The organism is Arthrobacter sp. TmtSoilC51 (assembly GCF_055388015.1).
This window is the reverse complement of record NZ_AP035877.1, coordinates 1,674,452-1,699,342: the sequence shown is the minus strand read 5'-3', so window position 1 is coordinate 1,699,342 and position 24,891 is coordinate 1,674,452. Positions and strand designations below refer to the sequence as shown.

The window sequence follows — 24,891 nt, the reverse complement described above, 5'->3', positions numbered from 1 at the left end:
AACCTCATGGTTTCAACCCTAGCGGGGTCCCACCGAAACCCCGTCTCAGGCCGGCTTGATGTTCTGGTTCACGTGGAATAGGTTGCCGGGATCGTACTTGCGCTTGACCTCCACCAAACGATCCCAGTTGGGGCCGTAGTTCTCAGTGACCCGGTTCTGGTCTTCGGTGTCCATGAAGTTGATGTATCCACCAAGCGCCGAGTGCGGTGCAAGAGCCGCCGCATACTCCCGCGTCCAGGCGATGTTGGCTTCGTTGTCCGCGGGTTCCATCCACTGGGTGGCGATGACCGGCGCGAACTTCATGTTCCTGTGCGCAAACGCTGTGTCGCGGACATCAACGCGTGAGACGGCCCCGTCGATCGGGTAAATGTGCACAGCCGTATTGACGCTGGTGACCGTCGCGCCGTGTTTGGCGTGCGCTTGGATGGCGCCGTCACTGAGTTCGGGGAGGAAGTTCGCTTTCCAATATCCCTGCATGCCTTTCTGGTTGAGTGCGTCGAAGGCAACGTTCAGGGCTGGGTACGGCATGGGTGCTACAAGCGAGCCCGCCACGGGCGCGGCGTCCAAGAAGGGCTGCCACCGTGCTTCGCCTTCTCCCATGTCCCCCGTCCACATCCCCACAACCACACAGACAGGCTTGCCATGCCACTCTTCGGGAAGGAACGGAACTGGCGGCCCTTGGTGGAAGCCCAGGAAAGCGCCGAACTCTTCCGGCGCGTTCGCGATGTAATCGCGGTAGAACCGGGCAACGGTGTCCGTATGCTCTGCGCTGTACAAGATGACTCCCGCATGAACCATGTCAACGGGATGGAGTTTGAATTCGAACGAGGTCACCACGCCGAAGTTGCCCCCGCCACCCCGGAGCGCCCAGAACAGGTCCTCGTTCTGGTCCTCGCTGGCTACAAGGAACTTTCCATCCGCGGTGACGACATCGGCTGAAATGAGGTTGTCGCAGGAGAGACCGTACTTTCGGGCCAGGTAGCCTATTCCCCCGCCCAGGGTCAGTCCGGCAACTCCCGTGGACCCGACGATCCCACCCGTGGTCGCCAGCCCGAAGGCGTGCGTTGCATGGTTGAAGTCAGCCCACGTGGTTCCGCTTTCGGCCCGCGCAGTTGCGGTCTCCGGATCAACCCGGACCCCTGTACGGTTGACGAAGTCCAGGACCAAGGCATCGTCCCACGTTCCAAATCCAGGGGCACTGTGTCCGCCGCCCCTGATGGCCAGGGGCATGGAGTTCTCCCGGGCGAAGTTAACCCCCGCGATCACATCGGCCACTTGGGCCACCCGCACGATGCCCGCCGGACGTTTGTCCACCATGGCGTTGAAGACTGCCCGTGCCGAATCATAGTCAGGGTCTTCGGGAGTGATGAGCTGCCCACGCAGCTGATCCCGCAGCCCATCCAGGGCCGTTCCATTCATGTTGTTACCACCGATTCAGACGAGACCGGAGCTGTTCCACAGACGCCGCTTCCCTCCGAGTATGTTCGGCGCGTGGCTTACGTCGCCTTCCTACTCCTGCACCGTGGCCGCGTCAAGGGCATCTGCCAACATGGATCCGGGCAGGTCCTTAAACAGGATCCCGCCCTGCCCATCGGTGATGGTCAGGGCGGGATCCGGGGATGCAAGAACGGTGGTCAGTCGCTCACGATCAGGGTGTCAGCGCCACGTACATGGGCTTTGCCCGAATCCAGCAAGGGTGCCAGTACGCTGCGCAGGGCCGTCATCGATTCGTCCACTTCCAACAGCACGGGGTGCTGGTAGGCAATGAGCGCCAGGAGGTCCCTCACGGCAGCCTCTGCGTCGTCGTCGGACAGGTTCGGATCGTGACCGAGGAAGACGTCCGAAGGCTCTTCGGAGTTGCCTTGGGCGTAGCTGATGGCGAAGGCCTGGATCTTGCCTTTTCGGCTGGCGGGCACTCCGGCACCAAAGGCGCTTGCTTTCGGCGCACGCAGCACAATGGCTCCGTGGGCCCCGGCGAGATCGTGCAGGAAGAGCCGCTGCACTGTGGCAATGCTGAGCTCACCTGGGCTGTCCCAATGATGGACGGCTGAGTAGTAGCTGCCCACCACTTCGCTCAGTTCCACGGATCCGGTGGCGAGGTCCTCCACGCGTTCGGAGGCTGCTTCTTCAGAACCGTCGCCGAACCGCGGAAGCTTCAGCGGCTCCGGATCCACCACAACCAGCTGGGAACGCTGAATGGGTCCCAACCCTGCGGCTTCGGCGAAGGCGGCACCCGGCGTGCCCGGCTCCACTTTGCTGCGGAGCTTGGAAACGCCCGACGGCGAGTTCCCGGCTTCGCGGCGCAGCATCGTCAGCAGGGTGGCGCCTACGCCGTTGCGGCGATGGTCTTTGGCAACCTCGATGTAGGCCCAGAGGCGTTCCGGGTGCAGCGAAGCCTCGTGGACCACTCCGGCAGCAACTGGGATGCGAACGCCGTCAACGACGTCCTCGGCCACAATGCAACGGCGCCACGGCTGGTTGCTGGAAGGCGCCAGCGCGGCACGGAACTGCTCGGCTGGGAGCGTTTCCGGGCCGCCCCAGATTTCCAGGAGGGCGAGGTCGTCGCCTTCCTTCCACTCGCGGTATTCCAAAGCCACGATTAGGCGCCGATCAGTCGTGCTGCCAGGTAAGCCTCAACCTTGTCCAAGGACACGCGTTCCTGGCTCATCGTGTCGCGCTCACGGATGGTCACGGCCTGGTCTTCGAGGGTATCGAAGTCCACCGTGATGCAGAACGGGGTACCGATCTCGTCCTGGCGGCGGTAACGGCGGCCGATGGCTCCGGCGTCGTCGAAGTCGATGTTCCAGTTCTTGCGCAGCTGGGTGCCCAGCGCCTTTGCCTTCGGGGACAGGTCCTCGTTGCGGCTCAGCGGCAGGACAGCTGCCTTGACCGGGGCAAGTCGCGGATCCAGCTTCAGGACTGTGCGGACATCGACGCCGCCCTTGGCGTTGGGTGCCTCGTCTTCTGTGTACGCGTCGATGAGGAACGCCATGAAGGAGCGGGTCAAACCGGCGGCGGGCTCGATCACGTACGGCGTGTAGCGCTCGTTGGTGGCCTGGTTGAAGTAGCTCAGGTCCGTACCGGAGGCCTTGGCGTGCGTGGAGAGGTCAAAGTCCGTACGGTTCGCGATGCCCTCGAGCTCGCCCCACTCGGAGCCCTGGAAACCGAAGCGGTATTCGATGTCAGTGGTGCCCTTGGAGTAGTGGCTCAGCTTCTCCAGCGGGTGCTCGAAGAAGCGCAGGTTCTCTTCGCGGATGCCCAGGCTGGTGTACCAGGACATGCGCTCCTTCATCCAGTACTGGTGCCATTCCTCGTCCGTGCCGGGCTCGACGAAGAATTCCATCTCCATCTGTTCGAACTCGCGGGTCCGGAAGATGAAGTTGCCCGGCGTGATTTCGTTGCGGAAGGACTTGCCGATCTGGCCGATGCCGAACGGCGGCTTCTTCCGGGAGGTGGTGAGTACGTTGTTGAAGTTCACGAAGATGCCCTGTGCGGTCTCCGGGCGGAGGTAGTGCAGGCCTTCTTCGCTGGCCACGGGGCCGAGGAAGGTCTTCAGGAGGCCGGAGAATTCCTGGGGCTCGGTCCACTGGCCACGGGTGCCGCAATTGGCGCAGGCAATATCCTTCAGGCCGTTCTCGGCCGGGCGGCCCTTCTTTTCCTCATACTCTTCCTCGAGGTGGTCGGCACGGTAGCGCTTGTGGCAGGAAAGGCACTCCACCAGGGGGTCGGAGAACACCTCGACGTGGCCGGACGCTTCCCAGACCTGGCGGGGAAGGATGACTGAGGAGTCCAAGCCAACCACGTCTTCGCGGCCGCGGACTACGCTCTGCCACCACTGGCGCTTGATGTTTTCCTTCAGTTCCGCACCAAGGGGACCGTAGTCCCACGCCGAACGGGAGCCACCATAGATTTCACCGGCCTGGAAGACAAAGCCCCTCCGCTTGGAGAGGGAAATGACCTGGTCAAGGACGGATTTTGCTGCCATGGGTACTCCATTTGTTCTACAGGGCCGCTGGGTGCGGTCCGCGGTGGTTTGCCCCGGAATCCGGACGATGTTGTCCGGCGGGGTGGGCTGGGGAAATAGTGCCGGTAATAACTGTGCAGAAAGCTGCGTCTCCTAGCCTACCGGCCTTTGCCCGGGACCTTTCGTACGAATGCTCCCTTGGGCCAGGGCAGCGTGGCCACAACGATGGCTGCCAAGGTCAGGACCGTACCCAGCACCGTGGGCAAGGCGACCACCGCACCGGGACTGGGGATCACGACGTCGAGCACCAACGAGCCCACCAGCTGCCCTGCGATCATGCCCAAACCAGTGATGAGCACGCCAAGGCTGCGGACCAGCAACGCCGCGAGCCCAATGAATATGCAGCCCATGGGCCCGCCCAGGTAGTACCACCATTCACCGGGAAGGGGGTTGCCCACGCCCGCTACCGAAAGCTTGATGAGCCAAGCGATCCAGAGGATGACGGAACCGGCAATGAAGTTCACCAGCGTGGCTGCCACGGGCGTTCCATAGTGCACGGTGGCGGTCCCATTCATGGCTTGCTGGAAGCTCATGAAGAACCCGGCAGCCAGCGGCAGGAGGATCGGCAATACAAGCGAAGCGACGTCTGTGCTGCCGCCGAACCGTGGGGAAACAGCCCATGCCACAGCGGCGACAGTCAGGATGCTGCCCAGAACCCGGACCCCGGTGATGGACCGCCTGCCGCCGGGGCCGATACCCAGGCGATCAACCAGCAATCCACTCAGCGTCTGCCCCGTGACGACGGCCACGGTGAACAAGGCAACGCCCAGCAGGCCAATAGTGAAGGACTGGGCAAAGACGAACAGCGCGCCGATGCCACCTGCCATCACGTAGAACCTCGGAAAGCTGCGGTTGCGGACCGCCGGGACGATGCGCCGGAGGCCGGCCCTGCCTTTGGGTGTCAGCACTGAAATTGCGGCGATAAGCACAAGCCCTGTGGTGAAACTCACCACAGAGGCGGCGATGCCGTCCTCCAATGTGGCCCCAAGCGCCCCGTTGATCCTTCCTTGGAGCGGAATCACCAAACCGGTTGCGACAGCAACCGGGAGGCCAACGGCGAGCGGAAGCGTGGTACGGGGAGAAGGCTGTGGCACTGTCCCCACACTACTTCAGGCATCATTGCTGTATGAGCAACCCGGAAATCGAAGAGATCCCCATCCGCGACGACATGATCCGCCTCGGCCAGCTGCTGAAGCTCGCCAACCTCGTGGAGGACGGCGTTGAAGCAACGGAGCTCATCAAGAACGGCCTGGTCAAGGTCAACGACGAAATCGAAGACCGCCGCGGCCGCCAACTCCATGAAGGCGACACCGTTAGCGTGAACGGCCAGACGGTCCGGATCACCAAGGAATCCTGAAGCGGGTTTAGTCGCTGAGCACCTTGTGGGTCAGGAACTCACCTACGTGGCCGATCTCCTGCTGGTTGATACCGTGCCACATGCCCGTGTAGAGCACCTTGGTGAGGTCCACGTGCTTGCGCACCCAGCCCATGGTGTATTCGATCTTGTCCGGAGTAATGACGGGGTCCTGCTGGTCACGGCCCCAGAACATCGGTAACGTGCCGTCAAGTTCGGCATCGCGGAAGGCAGGGTCATCGCCGGCGTCCACCACAAAACCCGAAAGCCCGACGACGGCAGCAAAGTCCGCGGGACGGTACCGGAGCATGGTGGTCGCCATGGCCATGCCCATGGAGAAGCCAAGCAGCGTCACTGAAGAATGCTTGGCCTTGACGGTGTCCAGCCATTCCAAGGCGTATTCAGCGGCCAGTTTGACGGCGTCCAGCGAGTAGTCGATTGACGCCGTGAGCGGGAACCACGTGAAGCCTGGCCCCATGGGCATCGGTGCCCTAAGTGAGGCCACCACAAAGCCCTCGGGCAGCAGGCCGGCGAGGCTGAAGAGATCGTCCTCGTTGGAGCCGTAGCCGTGCAGCAGCAACAGAAGCGGCTTGCCCTCCCGCTCGGCTTCGTCATGGGACCACAGGACAACGGGCGCGGGGAATGCAACGGCTTCAGTCATGGGTCTATTCTTGCAGTTACCGATGGGTAACAACCTACGGTGGCGTAGGTTTACAGGTTCAAGGCAGGATGGAAAGCGTGAGTGACGTCAATTCATTGGTGGAGCCGGGCGACCCGGTCCAAACACACCCTTGGAGCCGTTACGTGGCCCTGGGGGATTCGTTCACGGAAGGCATCGGCGATCCCGAGCCCCAGAACCCCGGCGGCTTCCGCGGATGGGCTGACCGGGTAGCGGAAGAACTCGGCCGCGGCCACGAGGATTTCGCCTACGCCAACCTTGCCATCCGTGGACGTTTACTGCAGCAGATCGTGGATGAACAAGTTGGTCCTTGCCTGGAACTCCAGCCGGACCTGGTCTCGATTTCTGCTGGCGGCAATGACCTCATCCGCCCCGGCGGCGACCCGGACCAGTTGGCGGAGAAGCTGGACGCAGCCGTACAGGAACTGGGCTCCAGTGGAGCCACGGTAGTGCTGTTCAACGGACCTGACACAGCTTCCTCGGTCTTGGGCCGCATCCGCGGCAAGGTGGCAATCTACAACGAAAACCTCAGGACGGTGGCGGCACGGCACGACGCAATCATTGCGGATATGTGGTCGCTGAGGCAGTTGGCCGATCCCCGGATGTGGGACGAAGACCGCCTGCATTTCTCACCCCTGGGACACCACACCATCGCAATGATGGTCTTGGAAGCCCTGAACGTCCATCACAGCCTGGAACCGCTCGTTCCGAAGCCCCTTCCGGCGCGCACCTGGCGCGAGGCCCGTTCCTCGGACCTGGTGTGGGCCCGTGAGTACTTTGTCCCGTGGGTTATCCGCAGGCTGCGGCACAGATCCTCCGGTGATGGCATTACACCCAAACGCCCGACGCCGGGACCGGTCTTCGGACCCAACGGCACCATGCTGCCGCGCGGCTAAGGTAATGCGACTGCGGCCAGGAGTGTTCAATGCAGCCTAAAGACATTGTCCGCCTGCGCCTGCGCCGCCAGCAGTTGCGGGCTCCTTTCGGCGGGAGCGTCGATGACGTGCTGCGCAACCTCCTCGCCGTGCAATCGCAGGAATTTCCCTATGCCCGATGGACTCTTGCCCAGAGAACGAACGGCAGCACTGCCGGGCAAGTAGAGGAGGCTGTGGCTGACGGCAGGATCCTGCGGACGCACATCCTGCGGCCGACGTGGCATTTTGTGCATCGTGAGGACCTCGGCTGGTTGATGGGTTTGTCTGCCGATCGCCTGCATCAAGGAAACAAGGGCATGTACAGGCAGACGGGAGTTGATGAGGCCACTACCGCCGTCAGTGGGCGCATCCTTGCAGAAGCTGTGGCCGGTGGAGCCCACAAAACCCGCGAAGAACTAGCCGACGTGCTGGAACAGGCGGGGCTTCCCAGCAAAGGCCTTGGCTTCATTTACCACCTGATGCACGCGGAGATCAGCAAAATTTTGGTGAGCGGCGCCCCGGTCCGCTCCGCTGGCGGCGCGCTCAAGCAGACCTACGCCCTCTTCCAGGAACGTGTGCCCACACCTGGCGACACTTCCTTGACGGGCGATGACCGCGAGTGGGCCTTGGGCCAGTTGGCGTTGCGATACTTCAGCAGCCGGGGACCTGCCACAGTCAAGGATTGCGCCGCGTGGTCCGGACTGACCATGAAGGATGTGCGGCTTGGCGTGCAGGTGGCTGGAGAGTGGGCTCCTGGCGCCCTGGCCACCGTGGCAATTGACGGCCTGGACTTCTACCTGCCGGCCGAAGACATCGATGTGCTTGCAGCGTCTCCCCCACCAGCCGACGCCGGGCCAAGACTTCCCCGGGTCGATCTCATCCAGTGCTACGACGAGTACGTGATGGGCTATTCGGAGTCGAGGCACTACCTCGGGGGAAAGGCGCCCTACTTCCCGGAGGGCGATGCTCCCATTCACGTGGTGTTGCTGGATGGCAGGTTGGCCGGATGGTGGCGGCACGCCTTCAGCGGTGGGATCTGCGAAATCGACGTCAGAATGAACCGGCCGGCCACAACAGCCGAACACCATGCTTTGGAGGCAGAAGTGGAGCGCTACGGAAAGTTCCTGGGCATGGAGGCAAAGTTGGTGTGAATCTGCGGGACTAAGCTGGGTTAAGACCTAGGAGGCCTGCACCGTGAACAATCTGATCTTCTGGATCATCGTCTGCTCGTGGCTGATTCCCTTGGGGATCCGCATGTACAACAAGTCCCGGGCGCGGCGGCTCCAGGACCGCAACTTCTCCCGTCCGGGCTACCCGCCACAGGGGTTTCCTCCGCAGGGCTACCAACAGCAGCAGAATTACCAGCCGCAAAACTACCCCGGCTATTCTCCCGAGCCCACCCACATCCGCCCGGCGGATGCGGCACCGCCGGCGGCACCGCCGTCGAACGGTTCTTCAACTACGTTCCCCAGCAACAGCGGTTCCGGGCAGCAAGGCTTCCGCGCACGCAAGTTGGCCGAACTGGACCTCAAGTTCAGCAACGGCGAAATTGCCATGGAGGATTACATGAAGCAGCGCGGCGAAATCATGAATGGCTGAGCCGGCTTAGGCGAAGAAGGCCTCGCGCAGCTGCTCTGACAGTTGGCCGATTTCGGTCAGGAAGCCATCGTGGCCGATGGGAGCCTCGATGACGTGGACGGGTACATTGCCTGGCAGATTTTGCGCCAGCTCCAATGACTGGGCCGGGAAGTAGAGGCGGTCCGAGTCGACGGCTGCCACGAAGAACTCGGCAGTGGTGCTTGCCAAGGCGTCCTTCAAGGTGCCACGGCCCCGGCTGATGTCATGGGACATGAGTGCCTCAGTGATGGCGATGTAGCTGTTGGCGTCGAACCGGCGCACGAGCTTGGTGCCTTGGTGGTCGAGGTAGCTTTCCACCTGGTAGCGGCCGCGTTCCCCCAGCACCGCAGCGGCCAGCGGCGTCTCCTGGTGTTGCGCTTCCCGCCCGAAGCGGAAATCAAGCTCCAGCGCGGAACGGTAGGTGATGTGGGCTATCCGGCGGGCCAGGGCGAGGCCCGCCTCGGGAGTCGGTCCACCGTAGTAGTCGCCATTGTTGAAGTTGGGGTCCTGGCGGATAGCCAGGGTCTGCGGCTGGGCGAAAGCGATTTGCTCGGCTGTGCTGTAGGCGCCGACAGAAATAACTGCGCACCGCTGAACGCGCTCAGGATAGGTCACAGCCCATTCAAGTGCCCGGGCGCCGCCCATGGAACCGCCCAGGACGGCGTGCCATGCTTTGATGCCCAATGCATCGGCCAGGCGCGCTTCGGCTGCCGTACTGTCGCGCAAAGTGACCAGGGGGAAGCGGGATCCCCAAGGCCGCCCGTCCGGCGCCTTGGACGACGGGCCAGTGCTGCCGTAACAGCCGCCCACAATGTTGATGGAGATAACGAAGAACCGGTTGGTGTCGATCGTCGCACCGGGACCGACAAGCTGCTCCCACCAGCCTTCCTCATCCGTTGCGCCGCGGGCCACATGCGTGCTTCCCGTCAGTGCGTGCTGAACGAGGACAGCGTTGGACGCATCAGCGTTCAGCTGCCCCCAGGTTTCGTAGGCCAACACAACATCGGGGAGGAAACCGCCGGCTTCAAGTTCCAGCGGACCTACGCCGGCGTACTTGACCGTCCCGTCTTCTTCGCCCGATTTGGGGAGTGCTGTAGCAGTAATGGTCATTCCTTTGACACCTAACCTCGCGCTTGCCCGTCGCCTTGCGTGCGACAGGCCAGGTCTTCACCCGGGGCACCCCACCGCGGAGGAGGGTTGCCGGCCAGCAAGCCGGGGCTGTCACTGGCACTCATGACCTAATACGTAGAGTCTAGGAAAAATACGGTTGTTTTGGCGAAGAATGTGACAGCTGTGTGACGGTTTGGGGTCGTTTGGTTCAGGAACACGCACGGCGAAGGGCCGCCCGGCGAATTTTCGACTGCGGCGGGCGGCCACTCCTCCCAGTGCGCTTAAGCGCCTTTGGCAGCCCGGAACCCGGCCTCCAGGTCAGCGATGATGTCGTCTACATGCTCAATTCCCACGGACAACCGGACCAAGCCTGGATTAACACCGGCGGCCACCTGCTGTTCCACTGTGAGCTGGCTATGGGTGGTCGACGCCGGATGGATGACCAGCGAGCGGACGTCACCAATGTTGGCAACATGGGAGTGCAGCTCCAGGCCGTCGACGAAGCGCTTGCCGGCCTCGACACCGCCCTTGATAGTGAACGCCACCACGGCACCGGTGCCCCTGGGGCCATACTTCCGGCCGCGGTCGTACCAGGGGCTGGAGGGCAGCCCCGCGAAGGCGACCGATTCGACGTCGTCCCTCGACTCAAGCCATTCGGCAACCCTGGTGGCGTTGGAGACATGGCGCTCAACGCGCAGGCTCAGGGTTTCCAGGCCCTGGGCAATGAGGAAGGCGTTGAAGGGGGAAACCGCCGAACCCAGATCGCGCAGCAACTGCACACGGGCCTTGAGTATGTAGGAGAGGTTGGCTCTGAGCGCGCCGTCCTTGCCCAGGTCCCGGGCGTAAACGAGTCCGTTGTAGCTGGGGTCCGGGGTATTGAATCCGGGGAAGCGCTCCGGGTCCTTTCCGAAGTCGAAGTTTCCGGAGTCCACGATCACGCCGGCGATCGCCGCACCGTGGCCGCCAAGATACTTGGTGGCCGAGTGCACCACGATGTCCGCACCCCATTCGATGGGACGAATGAGGTATGGGGTTGAGAGCGTGTTGTCCACGATCAGCGGCACACCGGCCTCATGCGCGGTGCGTGAAATGCCCTCGATGTCCAGCACGTCCTGGCGCGGGTTGGAAACTACCTCACCGAAGAACAGCTTGGTGTTGGGCTGCACAGCTTCCCGCCACTGGTCCAGATTGTCCGGGTCCTCCACGAACGTGACGGAGATGCCGAACTTCTTTAGCGTGTGGGCCAACAGGTTGTAGGTTCCGCCGTACAGGCTGGGGCTGGCGACGATGTGATCGCCGGCCTCGGCAATGTTGAGAATGGCGAACGTTTCCGCGGCCTGTCCTGAGCTGAGGAGCAATGCGCCCAGTCCGCCTTCCAGGCTGGCGATGCGCTGCTCCACGGCATCCTGCGTCGGGTTGCCGATGCGGGTGTAGATGGGGGCAAGCTCAGCCAGCGCAAACCGGTTTGCCGCGCTCTCTGCGCTGGGGAACACGAAGGAAGTGGTCTGGTAGATCGGAAGCGACCGCGCTCCCGTGGCAGAGTCGGGTTCCTGCCCTGCGTGGATCTGGCGGGTTTCGAAAGACCATCCTTGGGACATTGAATTCTCCTTTTAGTGGCGCGCGGGTTTGCCGTGGATCGCTGGAGGCGTTGGCTGGGGCCAGTCTAGGAAGCGTCCGGGGCCTTGGACAGCTTTGTGACGAAGGCAGTATTTTTCGGTCTTCAGGCGACCCACCGTGACGCATTCCGGCGGCACACAGCTGAGGTCCCATGATAGTTAGGCTTCCCTTAGCTGAGACCCCGATCACAAAGTGCCAAGATGAAGCCATGCGCATGGATCACGTCTCTTACGCTTGTGAACGAGATGGCCTTTTGGCCACTACCGAACGAATTTCCGCAGCTCTGGGAGTGGACGCAGTCCGGGGCGGAGTGCACCCGCGCTTCGGTACCCGGAACATGATCATTCCCTTGGCGGATAACAAATACCTGGAAGTCGTGGAGGTCCTGGACCACCCCGCTTCCGACAAGGCACCCTTTGGCCAGGCGGTCCGCGCGCGCTCAGCAGCTGGCGGCGGTTGGATGGGCTGGTGCGTCGCCGTTGACGACCTAGCCCCCTTCGAAGACCGCCTCGGCCGCTCCGCGGTTCCGGGCAACCGCAAGTTCCCGGATGGCCGCGAACTCGTGTGGCGGCAGATCGGCATTCTCGGCTTGATCGCCGATCCCCAGGTGCCGTACCTGCTCAAGTGGGAGGGCGACCCCTCACTGCACCCGTCCAGGGTCTATGAGAGTGACGTCAAGATGTCCAGCCTCACCATCGCGGGCTCGGCGGAACGCGTTACCGAATGGCTGGGCGAACCCGTTGAGAAGCCGCTCGAGGACGTCGCTGTCCAGTGGATGGCACCGCACGGCACGCCCGGCATCATGTCCGTCACTTTCGAAACCGCCTCCGGCGCCGTCACCATCTGAGGCGCACCTTCCCTTGGGGCCTGGTCCCCTCCCCGGTCCATCGTGTCCGGTCAAGCTTCGGCCGCCATCAGCGGGTGCCAACGACGTCACCCACCGATGGCGGCCGAATATTTTTAATGCCAACAGGACTGGCATTGGTTAGCCGAGCCCCACTGCCTTCCCGAACAGGCTGAATCCCACAAACGCGACGATGTCCAGCAACGCATGCGCAATGACCAAAGGCATGACCCGCTTGGTCTTGGTGTAGATCCAGGCAAACACCAGGCCCATGGCGAAGTTGCCTATGAAGGGTCCGAAGCCTTGGTACAAGTGGTAACTGCCACGAAGGGCCGCGCTGACGACGATGGCCAACGGGGTACTCCAGCCAAATTTTCCGAAACGGTCCAAGAGATAGCCCACCACGATCACTTCCTCCACCACCCCGTGGCGGATCGCGGAGAGAATCAGCACAGGTACAGTCCACCAGTAAGCCTCAAGGCCGCTGGGCACAATCGCGGTGGTGATTCCCAGGGCCCTGCCTGCGGCGTACAAGCCAAGTGACGGGATGCCGATCGCGGCGGCGAGCCCCAATCCCTGCAGAGCGTCCTTACCCGGACGTGCAAAGTTGAATCCCAACCGGGTGAAGCCTGAGCCACTTCCGCCTTCCCTGCCACCCTGTGAGTGCGAGGACAGGAAATAGAACACCAGGACCACCGGCACCAAGGCGAAGATGATGTCCAGCAGCTGATACGTGAGGTCGAAGTACTCGCGGGTGCTTTGGGACCTGTTCAGCGTGGAGGTTGCCTCGGACAGCGGCGCGCGCGTCATCTTGTCCAGGAGCTGCACCACGGAGTACACGGCTGATTGGCCCAGGGACAGGCCCAGCACGATGAGCACTTCGGCGCGCAGGCGGCGGCGGGAAGCAAGGAGCATGTACCTATCTTGCCTGCAGTTCCTGCCACTTTGCCGTGAACTGGACACCTTCCCGTGCCACTGGTGGGCAGGACCCTATGCTTGGTGGGATGAGTGCGCCAGGGAGAATCTTCATGATCCGGCACGGCCAGTCCGCCGCGAACGCCGACACGTCAATCTACAACCGCGTGCCGGACTACCGCATCCCGCTGACCGGACTCGGAATAGAACAGGCACGGATAGCAGGCGAGGCCCTCCGGCGGAAACTCGACGGCGAGCAGGTCTGCGTTTACGTGTCCCCCTATTTGCGGGCCTACCAAACCCTTGAGGCGATGGACCTGGGCCCGCTGATCGAGCGCGTGATCGAAGAACCCAGGCTCCGGGAGCAGGACTGGGCCAACTTCCAGATCGCCGGGGAGATCGAGGACCAGAAAGAACTCCGCAACCTTTACGGCCACTTCTTCTACAGGTTCCGTGAGGGCGAGTCAGGCTCGGACGTCTACGACCGCGTGTCCTCGTTCATGGAGACTCTCTACCGGCACTGGGAAAAACCGACGTACGCACCTAATACCCTCATGGTCACCCACGGACTAACCATGCGGTTGTTCTGCATGCGCTGGTTCCACTGGACTGTCGAATATTTCGAGTCGCTCAACAACCCCGACAACGCCGAGCTCCGCACGCTGGTAAGGACCGACGACGGCCAGTACAGCCTGGATTCACCGTTCAGCCAGTGGGTGCCCAGGGACGTTGACGATTCAGTGCTCCACGCGCCAAGAATGCGTTTCTAGCGGCATTGCCTAGCTGGCAGGGGCGACGATGACTTCCGTACCCTTGGCTTCGAACGCGGCTTTGTCCTCGGCGCTGATGCCCGAGTCCGTGATCAGGTGCCTGAAGTCGTAGCCCGCCATGGCGGCAAAGGAGCGGCGTCCCACCTTGGAGGAATCCGCCACAACATAGGACTCGGTGGCGCGGCGGGCCATCACGGTGTTCACCATGGCTTCGCCCTCGTCGGTGATGGTGGGACCGAGTTCCGGATCCACGCCGTTAACGCCAATGAACGCGATGTCCAAGGCAACCTTCTGCATGATCACGTCTGTGTAGGGCCCAACGAGTTCATAGGAGCGCGGGTTCAGGATGCCCCCGGTGACCATGATCTTGATGTTGGGACGGACGGCCAGTTGAGAGGCAATGTTGATGGCATTGGTCACCACCGTGAGAGTGGGTCTGTTGGACGGCGCGTTGAGGTCCTCGCGCGTGGACAGGAGCTGCGCAAGTGCAGTGTTGGTGGTTCCACCACTGAGGCCGATCACGGCTCCGGGCCGGATCAGCGCGGAGGCCGCCTGGGCAATTTCCTGCTTGGCCGCGGCGTGGTCGTCACGGTTATAGCGTCCCGGGAGGTCGTAGGACACGGAGCCCGTGGTGGCGCCGCCGCGCGTCCGGCTCAGGAGTCGCTGCTTGGCAAGACTGTCCAGATCCCGTCGCGCCGTAGCTGGCGACACGCCAAGCCGCGTCACGATGTCCTCGACTTCCACATGGCCGGATTCGGCCAGGAGGTCAAGGATGGCGGTCAGCCGATCGGTGCGGGTCATGACAAGCCTTTCGCGGAGTATTGCTATTTCGCTTTCGCGAACAGCGTCAGCAATCGTGCGGATTCCAGCACCAGTGCGTCCCGGCCGGCCTTGATGTACTTCCGGGAATCCACCACTGCAGGGTTGGCATCGAGGTACTCACGGACGGCGCGGGTAAAGAACCCGTTCAAATGTGTGGATACGTTGATCTTAGTCATACCTGCGCCGATCGCGGCTACGAGCATCTCATCTGTGACGCCTGAAGAGCCGTGCAGGACCAGCGGCTTTCCGACCGCCGCCTTCAGCCGCGTGATCAAGTGCAGGTCCAAGGCTGCACTGCGTTCGGTCATGGCGTGTGAGGAGCCCACTGCCACGGCGAGCGCATCCACGCCGGTTGCTTCGACGAACGCAAGGGCCTCTGCCGGATCGGTGCGGACACCGGGTGCATGGGCGCCGTCCTTGCCTCCTACTTTGCCGAGCTCGGCCTCGACATAGACGCCGCGTTGGTGGGCGTAGCGGGCCACGCGCTGGGTTACTTCGACATTCCATTCATAGGGCAGATGTGCGCCGTCGAACATGACGGAGCCAAAGCCCAGGTCCACGGCCGCGACAGCGAGGTCTTCGGATTCAGCATGGTCCAAATGAACCGCAACCGGCACTGATGCGTCGCGGGCGATCACCAGGGCAGCCGAGGCGATCGGCTCAAGTCCGCCGTGGTATTTGGCGCAGTTTTCGGAAATCTGGAGGATCAGGGGAACTCCGGCTGTCTCGGCACCAGCCACCAGCCCCTCGGCCGTTTCCACATGAATAACGTTGAACGCGCCCTGGCCGGTGCCGTTGGCCACAGCCTTGTCCATCAATTCCCGCGTACTGACAAGGGTCATCGGGTCTCCTTCCATGTCACGATCAGTTGTTCTTCAAGTTCCTGGTACCTCGGCGAGATCTCGCCAGCGGCGGGCATGAGCACCGCGGCCGCGGACCAGGCGGTGGCCTTGCGAAGAATTTCGCGAGGCTCGGTGATGCCTTTGGCGAGGGCGACGGCGGCAGCCGCCACTCCGGCGTCGCCCGCCCCTGTGGGGTTGCCGCTCAGCGGCTCGGGGAGGCGGGCACTCCAGTACCCACCGGGTGCTGCGTGGTCGAAGGCGAGCATTCCGTCAGCACCGGCGCTCACAAGGACCGTGCGTGCGCCCATGTTGATCAGCGAGAGCGCAGCGGCTTCGAGGCCGACCTCCCCGGTGGCTTCCGCCAGCTCATGGTGATTGGGCTTGAGGACGTCGGCACCGGCTTGTGCCGCGGCGATGATGCCCGGGCCGGAAGTGTCGATGATGGCGGGGATCCCGGCGTCATGCGCCAGGCGTACCAGAGACGGGTAGAAGTCGGCGGGCGCACCTGGCGGCAGGCTGCCCGAACCCACCAGCACAGCGGCGGGAGCTTCTCCGTCACCGCCGCTTACTGCCTTGACGACGGCGGCAGACAGCGAGCGCCAATCGTCCGGCAGGAGGGCTTGGCCTTCCTCGTTGAAGATGGATGTTTCGCCGGCAACGGTGTCGACGAGCGCGATGCTGCGGCGGGTCTCGGCGGCGACGGCCACCAAGGTGTGCGGCACGCCGCTCGTCCAAAGTTCTGCAGCCAGGGTTTGTCCCGCGGCGCCGCCCGTAGGCGCAATGGCAAGCACGGGGTGGCCGAGCTGATGAACCACGCGGGCTACATTGAGTCCCTTGCCACCGGCGCGGCTGATGGGCGTGGGGACCCGATGGCTGGCGCCCTCGGTGATTCCTTGCACGGTGTACGTCATGTCGATGGCCGGGTTGGGCGTCACCGTGACAATGCGGGCTGCGGCGGGGCCGGTCATCGCGCACCGTCCAAGAGCGCCCGGGCGTTTAGTGCCGCGCCGAGGAGCCCGGCGTCCTGGCCAAGCTGGGCTTGGATAAGGCGTGGACGTCGTTGGAAGTCCAGGATCTGGTCAACCCGTGTGCGGAGCGGTTCGAGGAGGTTCTCCCCTGCTTCAGCCAGGCCTCCCCCAATCACCACCGCTTCAGTGCCGATGATGTTTACGCACTGGCATATGGTGAAGGCAAGGGCGTCCACGGCGTCCGCCCAAACGCGCGCAGCAACGGCATCTCCGGATTGGGCCCGCAGCAGGACATCGCGGGCGCCGTCCACCGTAGTCCGGGAGTGCGCGCAGTAGCGCTTGGCAATGGCGCCTGCTGAACCCACGGCTTCGAGAATGGTCATTCCGGTGCTATTCGGGCCGGCGTCGGGGTCCGGTACCTGGGCATGGCCGAGCTCACCAGCGAAACCACCAGCGGTGACGGCCACACCCCCTGAGAAGACCGCAGCGGCGATACCAGTGCCCACCACCATGACCACGACGTCGTCGAATTCCTTGGATCCACCAAAAGCGTGTTCCACGGCCGCGGCGGAGCGGACATCGTGATCGAACGCCACGGGAAGGCCGAGCCTGTTCTCTGCTTCAGCGGTGAACGGGAAATTGCGCCACCCGAGGTTCGCCGAGTAGATCCCGATTCCTTCCACGGAATCCACGATGCCGGGGACGATGACGCCCGCTGCTTTGGCGGGGATATCCGGGAACTCGACGCCAAGCTCTTCAGCCAACCCTGCGAGGCGATCAAGAATTGCCTCGGCAGGGCGTGCTGCGTCCAGGGGCGTGGGGACGCGGCGCATGCCCAGCACGTTGCCGGCGGGATCCACCAGCCCTGCTTTGATGTCGGTACCACCCACGTCGAAGGCCAACACTGCAGCTTCAGCGGCTCCGAGAACCATGATGGGCGCCTAGGCGGAGGCGTCGAGAATGACGGAACGCGTCAGGTTCCGGGGCAAGTCCGGATTGAGGCCGCGGACACGGGCACGTTCCAAGGTCACCTTGTGGACGCGTGCCAGTTCAGCAAGAGGGTGCTTGTCCGTGTGGATGTACAGCGCCCCCGTGGCGGCCATATCCTTGTCCAGGCCTTCAGGCTGCGCGCCGAACAACCAGGTCACGCGTCCGGGCGCCGCGATGGAGATCGGACCGTGCCGGTATTCCATCGCGGGGTAGGATTCGGTCCACCCTTGAACGGCTTCGCGCATCTTCAAGCCAGCCTCGTGCGCCAGGCCAACAGTCCAGCCGGTCCCAAGAAACGTGAACTGTTCGGCGTCCAGGAGTTCCTGCGCCACGGGGCCCGTCACTGCATCCTTGGCGTCTTCGATAGCCTGCTTGAGGCCAATCCCAAGGCTGGAGAGTAAGTACACCAAGGCCGTAGTTGCGAAGCGGGTCTGCACGACGGAACGTTCATCTGCGTATGGGAGACCGATCACGGCGTCGGCCAGATCCACGATTGGCGACGACGTATCGCCAATGATCGCAACGGTGGGGACGATGCCCTTCAGCTCGGCCAGGATCTCCAGCACCTCGGTGGTGGTGCCGGACCGCGTGATAGCCACAACGGCGTCGTACTGGCGATCCGCACTGTTGCTGTTCAGGAACGCCTCCGACGCCGCAAAGGCATCCGTCACGCCTTTGCCCGCGGATTCGCGGGCGGCTGCGTAGCTCTGTGCCATGAACCAGGAAGTGCCGCAGCCAATGACGGCAATGCGCTTACCGTCAGCGGGAAGCAACGTCTCGGCACCGGCCTGCTCGATGGCACGCTGCCAGACCTCGGGCTGTGAAACCAGCTCTTCCTCCATGAAGGCGCCCAGTGTGTTCTCGCTCATCGTGTGTTTCGCTCCTGCTCAGCCAATGACGTTTTCTGATCTATAGAAACACTAAACGATCAGTTTCGATCTCACAAGGATCATCTACTGGAGTGGATCCGCCCGTTGCGCCCCCAGGCTTTCACTTCCGTCATTTGACCGAGTATCTGTGTCAAGTTGTGCGATTTAGTAAATATCCCGTGAAGTCTTGTCAACTTCTGTTCCATGCAGCAGTCTTAGACGGGTCCGCAAGAACATGATTATTATTCACCCGGAATAATCAAGAAGGAGCATTATGCCCGGCTTGTCATCCCCGCATCCCCCAGTCGCAAGGCGCTTGGCCTCGTTGAGCCTGGCCTGCGTGGTCGCCTCATCCTCATTAGGTTTACTGGCCATCCAACCGGCCGTTGCCGTGGTTTCCAGAGAATCAGGGGAAACCGTGGCACCCGCCGGGACCGCGACCCTCACCTCTGGACAACTCAGTGTTACGGTGTCCACCACGTTCCCGCAGGTCCTCAGCTATTCGGACCGGGCCACGAACGCCCGGATCGACGGCACCACGGCCCTGCTCTCCACCGTCACCATCAACGCTGTGGAATACGACGTCACGGCTACGTCCACGAAAACCGACGACAGCACCATGGACTACGTCCTGACCGTCCCCGCATTCGGCAGCACCGTCCTCAAAGCCCGGCTGTCCGTCAAGAAGAACGTTGTCTCCTTCAACGTCACAGAGATCAAGGACTCTGAGGGTTTCCGGGTCAAGACACTCCAGCTCCCCCGGCTGAACCTGGTGTCCGTGGCCTCCACCCAGCCCGGGGCGCAGGTCTCCACCGCCAATCTCTCCGTGGACAGAAGCGTCACCGGCGACCAGTTCACGCCGATTACTGCCACCACGCCGCTCGATGCCACAGCCAAGAGCTCGGCCTACGCACTGGCCAACACTGCCTCCCTGGGCGCCGCACTGGAATCCAATGCCCTCTATGACACTTCCTCCGGCCCGGGCTCCAAGGACCGTGGCCGCTTCTGGCGCCAGGCAGTCAGCGATGGTGCTGGCGGCGTCTCGATGGGGGTAGCAAGCGGCCAGTGGCTTTACCGCGCCGACGGCTCGCAAACCACCGAGGAACTCCCGTGGACACGAGTCGCTATCACCGCTGATGCCAACGCCGATGGCGGTGTGGACTGGCAGGACGCCGCCATCGCCATGAGGTCCATCCAGGTCAGCCCCAACAAAGGCGAACAGACGCCGGACAACGTCATCACGCACATCCCGTTCAACTTCGCATCGCAAGCAACCCACCCGTTCCTGCGCACCTTGGACGACGTCAAACGCATCGCCCTGGCAACCGACGGACTGGGCCAGGTGGCCATGCTCAAGGGCTACACCAGCGAAGGACACGACTCCGCGAACACCGATTACGGCAACAACTTCAACACCCGCGCCGGCGGACTCGAAGACCTGAACAAACTCGTCAAGGAGGGCAAGGACTGGAACGCCAGCTTCGGCGTCCACATCAACGCGACAGAAATCTATCCCGAGGCCAAGTCCTTCAGCGAAGACCTGTTGCGGGCGGACAAGGGCCTTGGTTGGAACTGGCTGGACCAGTCCTACTACATCAACCAACGCCAGGACATCAACTCCGGGAAGCTCGCGCAGCGCATCAAGGAACTCCGCGAAGCAACGGACAAGAACCTGGACTTCGTCTACGTTGACGTCTATTACGAGTTCGGCTGGCTCGCGGAACGCCTGCAGCAGGAACTGGTCAAGAATGGCTTCCGGGTTGGCTCCGAATGGGCAGACCACCTATCCCGGAACAACACGTGGTCCCACTGGGCCAACGACGAAAAATACGGGGGTTCCACCAACAAGGGCATTAACTCCCAGATCCTGCGCTTCATCAACAACACAGAATCGGACGTCCCCAAACTCGGTGTGAGCCACATTGTGGAGTTTGAAGGCTGGACCGGCCAGAACGACTTCAATGCCTTCAGCGAGAACGTCTGGACAGCGAACCTGCCGGCGAAATTCCTGCAGCACCACCAAATCACCAAGTGGACCCCTGAACGAATCGACCTCGCCGATGGCGTGGCCGTCACCGGAAACACTGCCCCCGAGCGCAACATCACAGTGGGCGGGGCATCGGTGCTCCACGGCGGAACGTACCTGCTCCCGTGGTCATCCAAGGAGAACGGCAAGGCAGACAAGCTCTACCACTACAACCCCGCAGGAGGCTCCAGCATCTGGACCCTCACCCAGGAATTCGCCACAGCCGGCTCACTCGAGCTGTTCAAGCTCACGGACAACGGACGGGTCAAGGTGGCCGACGTTCCCGTAGTCAATGGCCAGGTCACGGTCACCGCAGACGCGAAGCAGCCCTAAGTTCTTGCCCCTGCCAACAACAAGGCCGCCCTGCCCGCCAGTGCCAAGTTCGGCGAAGGCACCGCTTTCACCGACCCCGGCTTCAACGGCCCGGACCTGGCACCGTGGACCCCGACGGGAACCGTCACCCAAGTCCGCGACGACAAGGGCCGCCGCTTCGCCGAGATGGGCGCCTCGCCGTCGTCGATCAGCCAGGAAGTAAAGCTCGACGCCGGAACGCATTCGGTGAGCGCGTGGCTGGAAATCCAGCCCGGCAAGAAACGGCCCACCACGCTGTCCGTGGAGATCAACGGCAAGACCGAAACCGCCACCATCGATTCGTCCAACGCCGAGAACTACGTGGCGGGCGATGAAAAGCACGGCACAGCCTTCCAGCGTGTCCGGGTCCTGGTGGACGTACCGGCCGACGACACGAAGGCCACTGTCAGCATCACAACGAACGACGGCGACGCCACAGTCCGCGTCGACGACTTCCGGTCGGTGAAAACCGCCCGCGTGGCCACCACCGGCGTGCTCAGCGAAGACTTCGAAAACGTCGACCAAGGCTGGGGACCGTTCGTGAAGGGAAATGCGGGCGGCTCCACGGACCCACGCACGCACATCACCGAACGCCGCGAACCATTCACCCAAAAGGGCTGGCACACCAATGTGATCGATGAAGTGCTGGACGGCAACTGGTCGCTGATCGCCCATGACGAGAACCGGGCACCCAACGGCGGACCGGGCCTGGTGTACCGCACCACCGAGGCAACAGTTCCCTTCAAGGCAGGCCACAAGTACAAGGTCTCCTTCGACTACCAGAACTCCAAGGCAGGTCAGTACGCCTGGGTTTCCGGCTACGACTCGCAGGCCGGGCCGGCAGTAACAGGCAGCAAGGCGATCGACGCGAAAACCTCCACCAGTCGCTTCGAGCAGATCCTCGATACCGGCTTCTGCGGCGACTACTTCGTCGGCCTGCAGCGTACCGGTAGCTCCAACGGCTCGGACTTCACCCTGGACAACCTCCTGGTGGAAGACCTCGGCGCTTCTGAAGCCGTCCCCGCCTGCGCCCAGCTCAGCGCCGCCCTGCAGGGCGACGTGATCCAGCAGGGCAAGGCACAGGACTTCGTCACCACATTCGTCTCGGACGAGCCTGCCACCATCAACGCACTTGCCGTTGAACTCGAACTGCCGGAAGGCTGGACGGCCACACCATCCACGCCCACCACAGCAGCAACGCTGCCGGTAGGTGGCCGCTTGGCCACCACTTGGAAGATCACCGCACCGGCCAGCGCAGACGGAGACTACGCCATCAAGGCGACTGCCCGGTACACCGCTACTTCTTCAAGCAACGAGCCAGCAGGCAGCCGCACCATCAGCACCACGGCCACCGTCCGCACCCTGCCCAAGCCTCCGCAGGCCACCGTCTTCGCGAGCGACCACCCATGGGTCAGCGCAAGCAACGGTTGGGGCCCGGTGGAAAGGGACCAATCCAACGGTGAGCAGGGCTCCGGCGACGGCAAGCCCATCACACTGAACGGCACCGTCTACGCGAAGGGCCTGGGAGCCCACGCCAACAGCACCATCCGCTACTACCTGGGCGGGTACTGCACGGCGTTCACCGCGACCGTGGGCATCGACGACGCGCAAGCGACCCGTGGCAGTGTGAAGTTCTCGGTGGTCACGGACGGCACCACGCGTGTGACCACTCCGGTGTTGGGTGCCAGCAGCGCACCCCTGCCACTCACTGTTGACGTCACCGGTGCACAATACGTGGACCTCGTGGCCAACGACGCCGGCGACTCCAACGGCAACGACCACGCCGACTGGGCCGACGCGAAGTTCACCTGCTCCTAGACGGCGCGAACGCCTGCCCGCCACACCGAATGAGTCAGCGGAATGCCCGGACGGTACGCCAAGTGCGTGGCCGACGGCGCCTTCAGCATATGAAGGTCCGCGCGATGTCCGACGGCGAGCGAACCCACCGCTCGTTCGCCGTCGACGTCGTTCCCCGACTCCCGGCCCAACGCCAACGCGCCGCCGTACGTCGCCGCCCGGACGGCTTCGTGGACGCTGAGGTGCATCTGCAGCACGGCAGTGGTGACGCAAAAAGCAATGGAACTCGTATAAGAGGTCCCCGGATTGCAGTTGGCGGCCAAAGCGACCTGCACACCGGCGTCGATCAACGCACGGCCGGGCGCCAACGGCTGACGCGTGGACAGATCACAAGCGGGCAGGCACGTAGCCACCGTTCCACGCGTGCCGGAACCCGTAGCGGCGTCCCAGCCGGTCCACGTCCCCGCGAGTGCCTGGATGTCGCTGTCCGAAAGGTAGTTCACATGGTCAACGCTTGCCGCCCCGAACTCCACGGCCAGCGCCACTCCCGGCCCCTCCCCCAACTGGTTGCCGTGCACACGAAGTCCCAGACCGGCGTCGCGCGCAGCCTTCAGGACCCGCCGCGACTGGTCCTCCGTGAACGCGCCGCGCTCGCAGAACACGTCCGCCCAGCGGACATACGGCAGAACGGCGTCGAGCATGGGACCGCAGACCAGGTCCGTATATTCCTCCGGGTCCGAACCTGCCGGGACCAAGTGGGCGCCGAGGTAGGTGACTTCGTCCACCAGTGCCGCGGCGATGCGGGCGCTGCGGGCTTCGTTGTCCACGTCCAGGCCATAACCGGTCTTGCTTTCGAGGTAGGTGGTGCCCTGCGAGACAGCTTCCTCCACCCGGTCCTGCACCAGGCGGGCGAGCTGGTCGTCGCTGACGCTGCGCGTGGCTCCCGTGGTGACGGCAATCCCCCCGGCGCTGTAGTTCTGCCCGGCCATGCGGGCCTCAAACTCGGCGGTGCGGTCGCCGGCGAAGACCAGGTGGGAGTGCGAATCGACCCAACCGGGCAGGACGGCACGGCCCTCGGCATCGATGGTGGTATCAGCCGCCGGGGCGTCTTTGCTGGACCCAATCCAGGAAATGCGCTCGCCTTCGAACACGATCGCGGCATCCTTCAGGACACGATGCTCCAGGTCCTGGGTCATGAGTTCGCCGATGTTGGCGATCAGTGTGCTTTTTTGTCCTGGACTGCTGATTCCGCTCATGAACCTATTGTTCAGCGGCGGATGGACCAGCGAACGGCTGCGAGCTGTTCCGCTGTCCGGGATTCCGGACTGTCGGGACTGCCGGTCCCCAGGATGAGCGCGGCAGCCAGCTCCGCGATGGCAGATGACGTCTGGAAACCGTAGCCGCCCTGACCCGCCAGCCAGAAGAATCCGGGCGCTTCAGCGTCGAAACCGACCACCGGAACTCCGTCGGCGGCCTCGGTCCGCAACCCTGTCCAGGCACGGTCTACTGAGCGGATGCCCAGGGTCGTTACCGAGTTGAGCTTGCCGATCAGCTTGTCCACATCACCGGCATACGGTTTAGCGTCCTCGGCACCACTCGGTACGGTCTCCGACGGCGAGATCAGCACCTGGTTGCCCTCGGCGCGGAAGTAGAACGTGTCATCGGCAGCAGCGACCATCGGCGTCTCCGGAGTCAGCGGAGTATCCACGTTGACGATCGCCGCAGTCCGGCGGAACGGCTGCAGTCCCAGCTTCTCCACACCGCTGATGACGGCCAATTCGTCAGCCCACGCACCTGCCGCGTTAACCACGACGCCGGACTGGAACCCTTCGGTGCCGGCCCCCACCTGCCAGCCGCTTCCGAGCCGCTGTGCCGAGTGAACCCGGGCGCCGGTGATGATGTCCACCCCTGCGGCTTCGGCCCTCTTCCGGTGGTCTTCCAGCAATAACGGCGCATTGCAGCCATAAGAACCGTTGTCCAATCCTGCAGCCGTGAACGAGTCCGGCTTGAGCACCGGGCACAGCCGGAGTGCCTCGGCATGCGTGATGGTGTGCATGTTGCCACTGGCCTCAGCGCGCACCGTTTCCTCGTCGCCCACAAGCATGAAGCCACGGGGAGTCAGGACAGGCTCCGGGAGTTCGGTGTCGCGCTCCTTCATCATCTCGAGCGTCCGGAGAGTCAGCTCCTGCACCACTGGCGGACCGTAGCTGGGGATCAGCTGACGGGCCGACCTCGATGAAGTGTGGAAGGCCAAGGATTGCTCGGCCTCCACCAGTGCCACGGTGCACTTCCCCGCGAGAGCCGCGGCCAAGGACAGCCCTGCGATGCCGCCGCCAACGATTACCACGTCATAGTTCGAAGCCATGGCTCCATCCTTTCAGA

General features: G+C 63.2%; 23 protein-coding genes and 1 riboswitch. Of the genes, 8 read left to right on the top strand and 15 right to left on the bottom strand.

Annotation, left to right across the window (positions count from 1 at the left end):
• Positions 1-45: 45 nt before the first annotated feature.
• The 4 genes from ACZ5G6_RS07715 to ACZ5G6_RS07700 form a co-directional block, all read right to left on the bottom strand.
• The gene (locus ACZ5G6_RS07715; protein WP_223936480.1) at positions 46-1,419 is read right to left on the bottom strand and encodes an FAD-binding oxidoreductase; all 1,374 of its coding nucleotides are present in this window, start codon (positions 1,417-1,419) and stop codon (positions 46-48) included.
• A gap of 215 nt (positions 1,420-1,634) precedes the next feature.
• Positions 1,635-2,597 carry a GNAT family N-acetyltransferase gene (locus ACZ5G6_RS07710; RefSeq protein WP_223936479.1) on the bottom strand — a complete coding sequence of 321 codons (963 nt, stop codon included), beginning with the start codon at positions 2,595-2,597 and terminating at the stop codon, positions 1,635-1,637.
• Positions 2,598-2,599: 2 nt separating this feature from the next.
• Entirely contained in the window at positions 2,600-3,985 is a 1,386-nt protein-coding gene (locus ACZ5G6_RS07705) for a glycine--tRNA ligase (RefSeq protein WP_223936478.1), read from the bottom strand.
• 137 nt (positions 3,986-4,122) lie between these two features.
• Positions 4,123-5,127 carry a DMT family transporter gene (locus ACZ5G6_RS07700; protein WP_223936477.1) on the bottom strand — a complete coding sequence of 335 codons (1,005 nt, stop codon included), beginning with the start codon at positions 5,125-5,127 and terminating at the stop codon, positions 4,123-4,125.
• Between the two features lie 23 nt (positions 5,128-5,150).
• On the opposite strand from ACZ5G6_RS07700, the gene ACZ5G6_RS07695 reads away from it, so the two are divergent.
• Positions 5,151-5,381, top strand: a complete 231-nt coding sequence (locus ACZ5G6_RS07695; RefSeq protein ID WP_223936476.1) for an RNA-binding S4 domain-containing protein — start codon at positions 5,151-5,153, stop codon at positions 5,379-5,381.
• Between the two features lie 7 nt (positions 5,382-5,388).
• Here the strand turns inward: ACZ5G6_RS07695 and ACZ5G6_RS07690 are convergent, their stop codons facing one another.
• Positions 5,389-6,039: an alpha/beta hydrolase gene (locus ACZ5G6_RS07690; RefSeq protein WP_223936475.1), complete on the bottom strand. Its 651-nt coding sequence runs from the start codon at positions 6,037-6,039 to the stop codon at positions 5,389-5,391.
• A 68-nt stretch (positions 6,040-6,107) separates the two neighbouring features.
• Between ACZ5G6_RS07690 and ACZ5G6_RS07685 the strand changes: the two genes are divergently transcribed.
• Genes ACZ5G6_RS07685 through ACZ5G6_RS07675 form a run of 3 tightly spaced genes read left to right on the top strand, consistent with a single transcriptional unit; the run spans position 6,108 to position 8,570 of the window.
• A complete protein-coding gene (locus ACZ5G6_RS07685) occupies positions 6,108-6,953 on the top strand; it encodes an SGNH/GDSL hydrolase family protein (RefSeq protein ID WP_223936474.1) in 846 nt (281 codons plus the stop codon).
• A 29-nt stretch (positions 6,954-6,982) separates the two neighbouring features.
• Positions 6,983-8,122: a winged helix DNA-binding domain-containing protein gene (locus ACZ5G6_RS07680; protein WP_498690568.1), complete on the top strand. Its 1,140-nt coding sequence runs from the start codon at positions 6,983-6,985 to the stop codon at positions 8,120-8,122.
• A 43-nt stretch (positions 8,123-8,165) separates the two neighbouring features.
• Positions 8,166-8,570: a hypothetical protein gene (locus ACZ5G6_RS07675; RefSeq protein ID WP_498690565.1), complete on the top strand. Its 405-nt coding sequence runs from the start codon at positions 8,166-8,168 to the stop codon at positions 8,568-8,570.
• A gap of 6 nt (positions 8,571-8,576) precedes the next feature.
• Here ACZ5G6_RS07675 and metX read toward each other — a convergent pair whose 3' ends face one another.
• Both metX and ACZ5G6_RS07665 read right to left on the bottom strand, forming a co-directional pair.
• Positions 8,577-9,698, bottom strand: coding sequence for a homoserine O-acetyltransferase MetX (gene metX / locus ACZ5G6_RS07670; protein WP_498690563.1), 1,122 nt, complete (start codon positions 9,696-9,698; stop codon positions 8,577-8,579).
• A 14-nt stretch (positions 9,699-9,712) separates the two neighbouring features.
• Positions 9,713-9,827, bottom strand: a riboswitch (SAM riboswitch).
• 152 nt (positions 9,828-9,979) lie between these two features.
• The gene (locus ACZ5G6_RS07665; protein WP_223936470.1) at positions 9,980-11,296 is read right to left on the bottom strand and encodes a bifunctional o-acetylhomoserine/o-acetylserine sulfhydrylase; all 1,317 of its coding nucleotides are present in this window, start codon (positions 11,294-11,296) and stop codon (positions 9,980-9,982) included.
• A gap of 227 nt (positions 11,297-11,523) precedes the next feature.
• On the opposite strand from ACZ5G6_RS07665, the gene ACZ5G6_RS07660 reads away from it, so the two are divergent.
• Positions 11,524-12,162, top strand: a complete 639-nt coding sequence (locus ACZ5G6_RS07660) for a VOC family protein (RefSeq protein WP_223936469.1) — start codon at positions 11,524-11,526, stop codon at positions 12,160-12,162.
• Positions 12,163-12,300: 138 nt separating this feature from the next.
• Here ACZ5G6_RS07660 and ACZ5G6_RS07655 read toward each other — a convergent pair whose 3' ends face one another.
• Entirely contained in the window at positions 12,301-13,074 is a 774-nt protein-coding gene (locus ACZ5G6_RS07655; protein WP_223936468.1) for a CPBP family intramembrane glutamic endopeptidase, read from the bottom strand.
• A gap of 113 nt (positions 13,075-13,187) precedes the next feature.
• Here ACZ5G6_RS07655 and ACZ5G6_RS07650 point away from each other — a divergent pair, with 113 nt between their 5' ends.
• The gene (locus tag ACZ5G6_RS07650) at positions 13,188-13,844 is read left to right on the top strand and encodes a histidine phosphatase family protein (RefSeq protein ID WP_498690560.1); all 657 of its coding nucleotides are present in this window, start codon (positions 13,188-13,190) and stop codon (positions 13,842-13,844) included.
• 9 nt (positions 13,845-13,853) lie between these two features.
• Here the strand turns inward: ACZ5G6_RS07650 and ACZ5G6_RS07645 are convergent, their stop codons facing one another.
• Genes ACZ5G6_RS07645 through ACZ5G6_RS07625 form a run of 5 tightly spaced genes read right to left on the bottom strand, consistent with a single transcriptional unit; the run spans position 13,854 to position 18,335 of the window.
• On the bottom strand, positions 13,854-14,645 hold the full coding sequence (locus ACZ5G6_RS07645; RefSeq protein ID WP_223936466.1) for a DeoR/GlpR family DNA-binding transcription regulator: 792 nt from the start codon (positions 14,643-14,645) through the stop codon (positions 13,854-13,856).
• 23 nt (positions 14,646-14,668) lie between these two features.
• Positions 14,669-15,508: a class II fructose-bisphosphate aldolase gene (locus tag ACZ5G6_RS07640; protein WP_223936465.1), complete on the bottom strand. Its 840-nt coding sequence runs from the start codon at positions 15,506-15,508 to the stop codon at positions 14,669-14,671.
• Positions 15,505-16,476, bottom strand: a complete 972-nt coding sequence (locus tag ACZ5G6_RS07635) for a 1-phosphofructokinase family hexose kinase (protein ID WP_498690557.1) — start codon at positions 16,474-16,476, stop codon at positions 15,505-15,507. Before ACZ5G6_RS07635 ends, ACZ5G6_RS07640 begins: the two co-directional genes overlap by 4 nt.
• Positions 16,473-17,408 (bottom strand): ROK family protein, encoded by a 936-nt coding sequence (locus ACZ5G6_RS07630; protein ID WP_498690555.1) that lies wholly within the window; start codon positions 17,406-17,408, stop codon positions 16,473-16,475. The genes ACZ5G6_RS07635 and ACZ5G6_RS07630 overlap by 4 nt, the downstream gene beginning before the upstream one ends.
• Positions 17,409-17,417: 9 nt before the next feature.
• The gene (locus tag ACZ5G6_RS07625; protein ID WP_223936462.1) at positions 17,418-18,335 is read right to left on the bottom strand and encodes an SIS domain-containing protein; all 918 of its coding nucleotides are present in this window, start codon (positions 18,333-18,335) and stop codon (positions 17,418-17,420) included.
• Between the two features lie 418 nt (positions 18,336-18,753).
• Here ACZ5G6_RS07625 and ACZ5G6_RS07620 point away from each other — a divergent pair, with 418 nt between their 5' ends.
• Together ACZ5G6_RS07620 and ACZ5G6_RS07615 are read left to right on the top strand one after the other, a co-directional pair.
• A complete protein-coding gene (locus ACZ5G6_RS07620) occupies positions 18,754-20,694 on the top strand; it encodes an endo-alpha-N-acetylgalactosaminidase family protein (RefSeq protein WP_498690553.1) in 1,941 nt (646 codons plus the stop codon).
• Positions 20,695-20,859: 165 nt separating this feature from the next.
• Entirely contained in the window at positions 20,860-22,530 is a 1,671-nt protein-coding gene (locus ACZ5G6_RS07615; protein ID WP_498690551.1) for an NPCBM/NEW2 domain-containing protein, read from the top strand.
• Here ACZ5G6_RS07615 and hutI read toward each other — a convergent pair.
• Positions 22,527-23,765, bottom strand: a complete 1,239-nt coding sequence (gene hutI / locus ACZ5G6_RS07610) for an imidazolonepropionase (RefSeq protein ID WP_223936460.1) — start codon at positions 23,763-23,765, stop codon at positions 22,527-22,529. The genes ACZ5G6_RS07615 and hutI overlap by 4 nt on opposite strands.
• A gap of 11 nt (positions 23,766-23,776) precedes the next feature.
• Positions 23,777-24,874, bottom strand: coding sequence for an NAD(P)/FAD-dependent oxidoreductase (locus tag ACZ5G6_RS07605; protein ID WP_223936459.1), 1,098 nt, complete (start codon positions 24,872-24,874; stop codon positions 23,777-23,779).
• Positions 24,875-24,891 lie beyond the last annotated feature (17 nt).

Excerpts from the sequence above, each read along its gene's own strand:
- ACZ5G6_RS07635 (WP_498690557.1), bottom strand. The coding sequence starts at position 16,476 with ATGACCGGCCCCGCCGCAGCCCGCATTGTCACGGTGACGCCCAACCCG.
- ACZ5G6_RS07605 (WP_223936459.1), bottom strand. The coding sequence starts at position 24,874 with ATGGCTTCGAACTATGACGTGGTAATCGTTGGCGGCGGCATCGCAGGG.
- ACZ5G6_RS07685 (WP_223936474.1), top strand. The coding sequence starts at position 6,108 with ATGGAAAGCGTGAGTGACGTCAATTCATTGGTGGAGCCGGGCGACCCG.
- metX (WP_498690563.1), bottom strand. The coding sequence starts at position 9,698 with ATGACCATTACTGCTACAGCACTCCCCAAATCGGGCGAAGAAGACGGG.
- ACZ5G6_RS07660 (WP_223936469.1), top strand. The coding sequence starts at position 11,524 with ATGCGCATGGATCACGTCTCTTACGCTTGTGAACGAGATGGCCTTTTG.
- ACZ5G6_RS07650 (WP_498690560.1), top strand. The coding sequence starts at position 13,188 with ATGATCCGGCACGGCCAGTCCGCCGCGAACGCCGACACGTCAATCTAC.
- ACZ5G6_RS07695 (WP_223936476.1), top strand. The coding sequence starts at position 5,151 with ATGAGCAACCCGGAAATCGAAGAGATCCCCATCCGCGACGACATGATC.
- ACZ5G6_RS07665 (WP_223936470.1), bottom strand. The coding sequence starts at position 11,296 with ATGTCCCAAGGATGGTCTTTCGAAACCCGCCAGATCCACGCAGGGCAG.
- ACZ5G6_RS07645 (WP_223936466.1), bottom strand. The coding sequence starts at position 14,645 with ATGACCCGCACCGATCGGCTGACCGCCATCCTTGACCTCCTGGCCGAA.
- ACZ5G6_RS07640 (WP_223936465.1), bottom strand. The coding sequence starts at position 15,508 with ATGACCCTTGTCAGTACGCGGGAATTGATGGACAAGGCTGTGGCCAAC.
- ACZ5G6_RS07715 (WP_223936480.1), bottom strand. The coding sequence starts at position 1,419 with ATGAATGGAACGGCCCTGGATGGGCTGCGGGATCAGCTGCGTGGGCAG.
- ACZ5G6_RS07630 (WP_498690555.1), bottom strand. The coding sequence starts at position 17,408 with ATGGTTCTCGGAGCCGCTGAAGCTGCAGTGTTGGCCTTCGACGTGGGT.
- ACZ5G6_RS07705 (WP_223936478.1), bottom strand. The coding sequence starts at position 3,985 with ATGGCAGCAAAATCCGTCCTTGACCAGGTCATTTCCCTCTCCAAGCGG.
- ACZ5G6_RS07655 (WP_223936468.1), bottom strand. The coding sequence starts at position 13,074 with ATGCTCCTTGCTTCCCGCCGCCGCCTGCGCGCCGAAGTGCTCATCGTG.
- ACZ5G6_RS07690 (WP_223936475.1), bottom strand. The coding sequence starts at position 6,039 with ATGACTGAAGCCGTTGCATTCCCCGCGCCCGTTGTCCTGTGGTCCCAT.
- hutI (WP_223936460.1), bottom strand. The coding sequence starts at position 23,765 with ATGAGCGGAATCAGCAGTCCAGGACAAAAAAGCACACTGATCGCCAAC.
- ACZ5G6_RS07615 (WP_498690551.1), top strand. The coding sequence starts at position 20,860 with ATGGGCGCCTCGCCGTCGTCGATCAGCCAGGAAGTAAAGCTCGACGCC.
- ACZ5G6_RS07680 (WP_498690568.1), top strand. The coding sequence starts at position 6,983 with ATGCAGCCTAAAGACATTGTCCGCCTGCGCCTGCGCCGCCAGCAGTTG.
- ACZ5G6_RS07625 (WP_223936462.1), bottom strand. The coding sequence starts at position 18,335 with ATGAGCGAGAACACACTGGGCGCCTTCATGGAGGAAGAGCTGGTTTCA.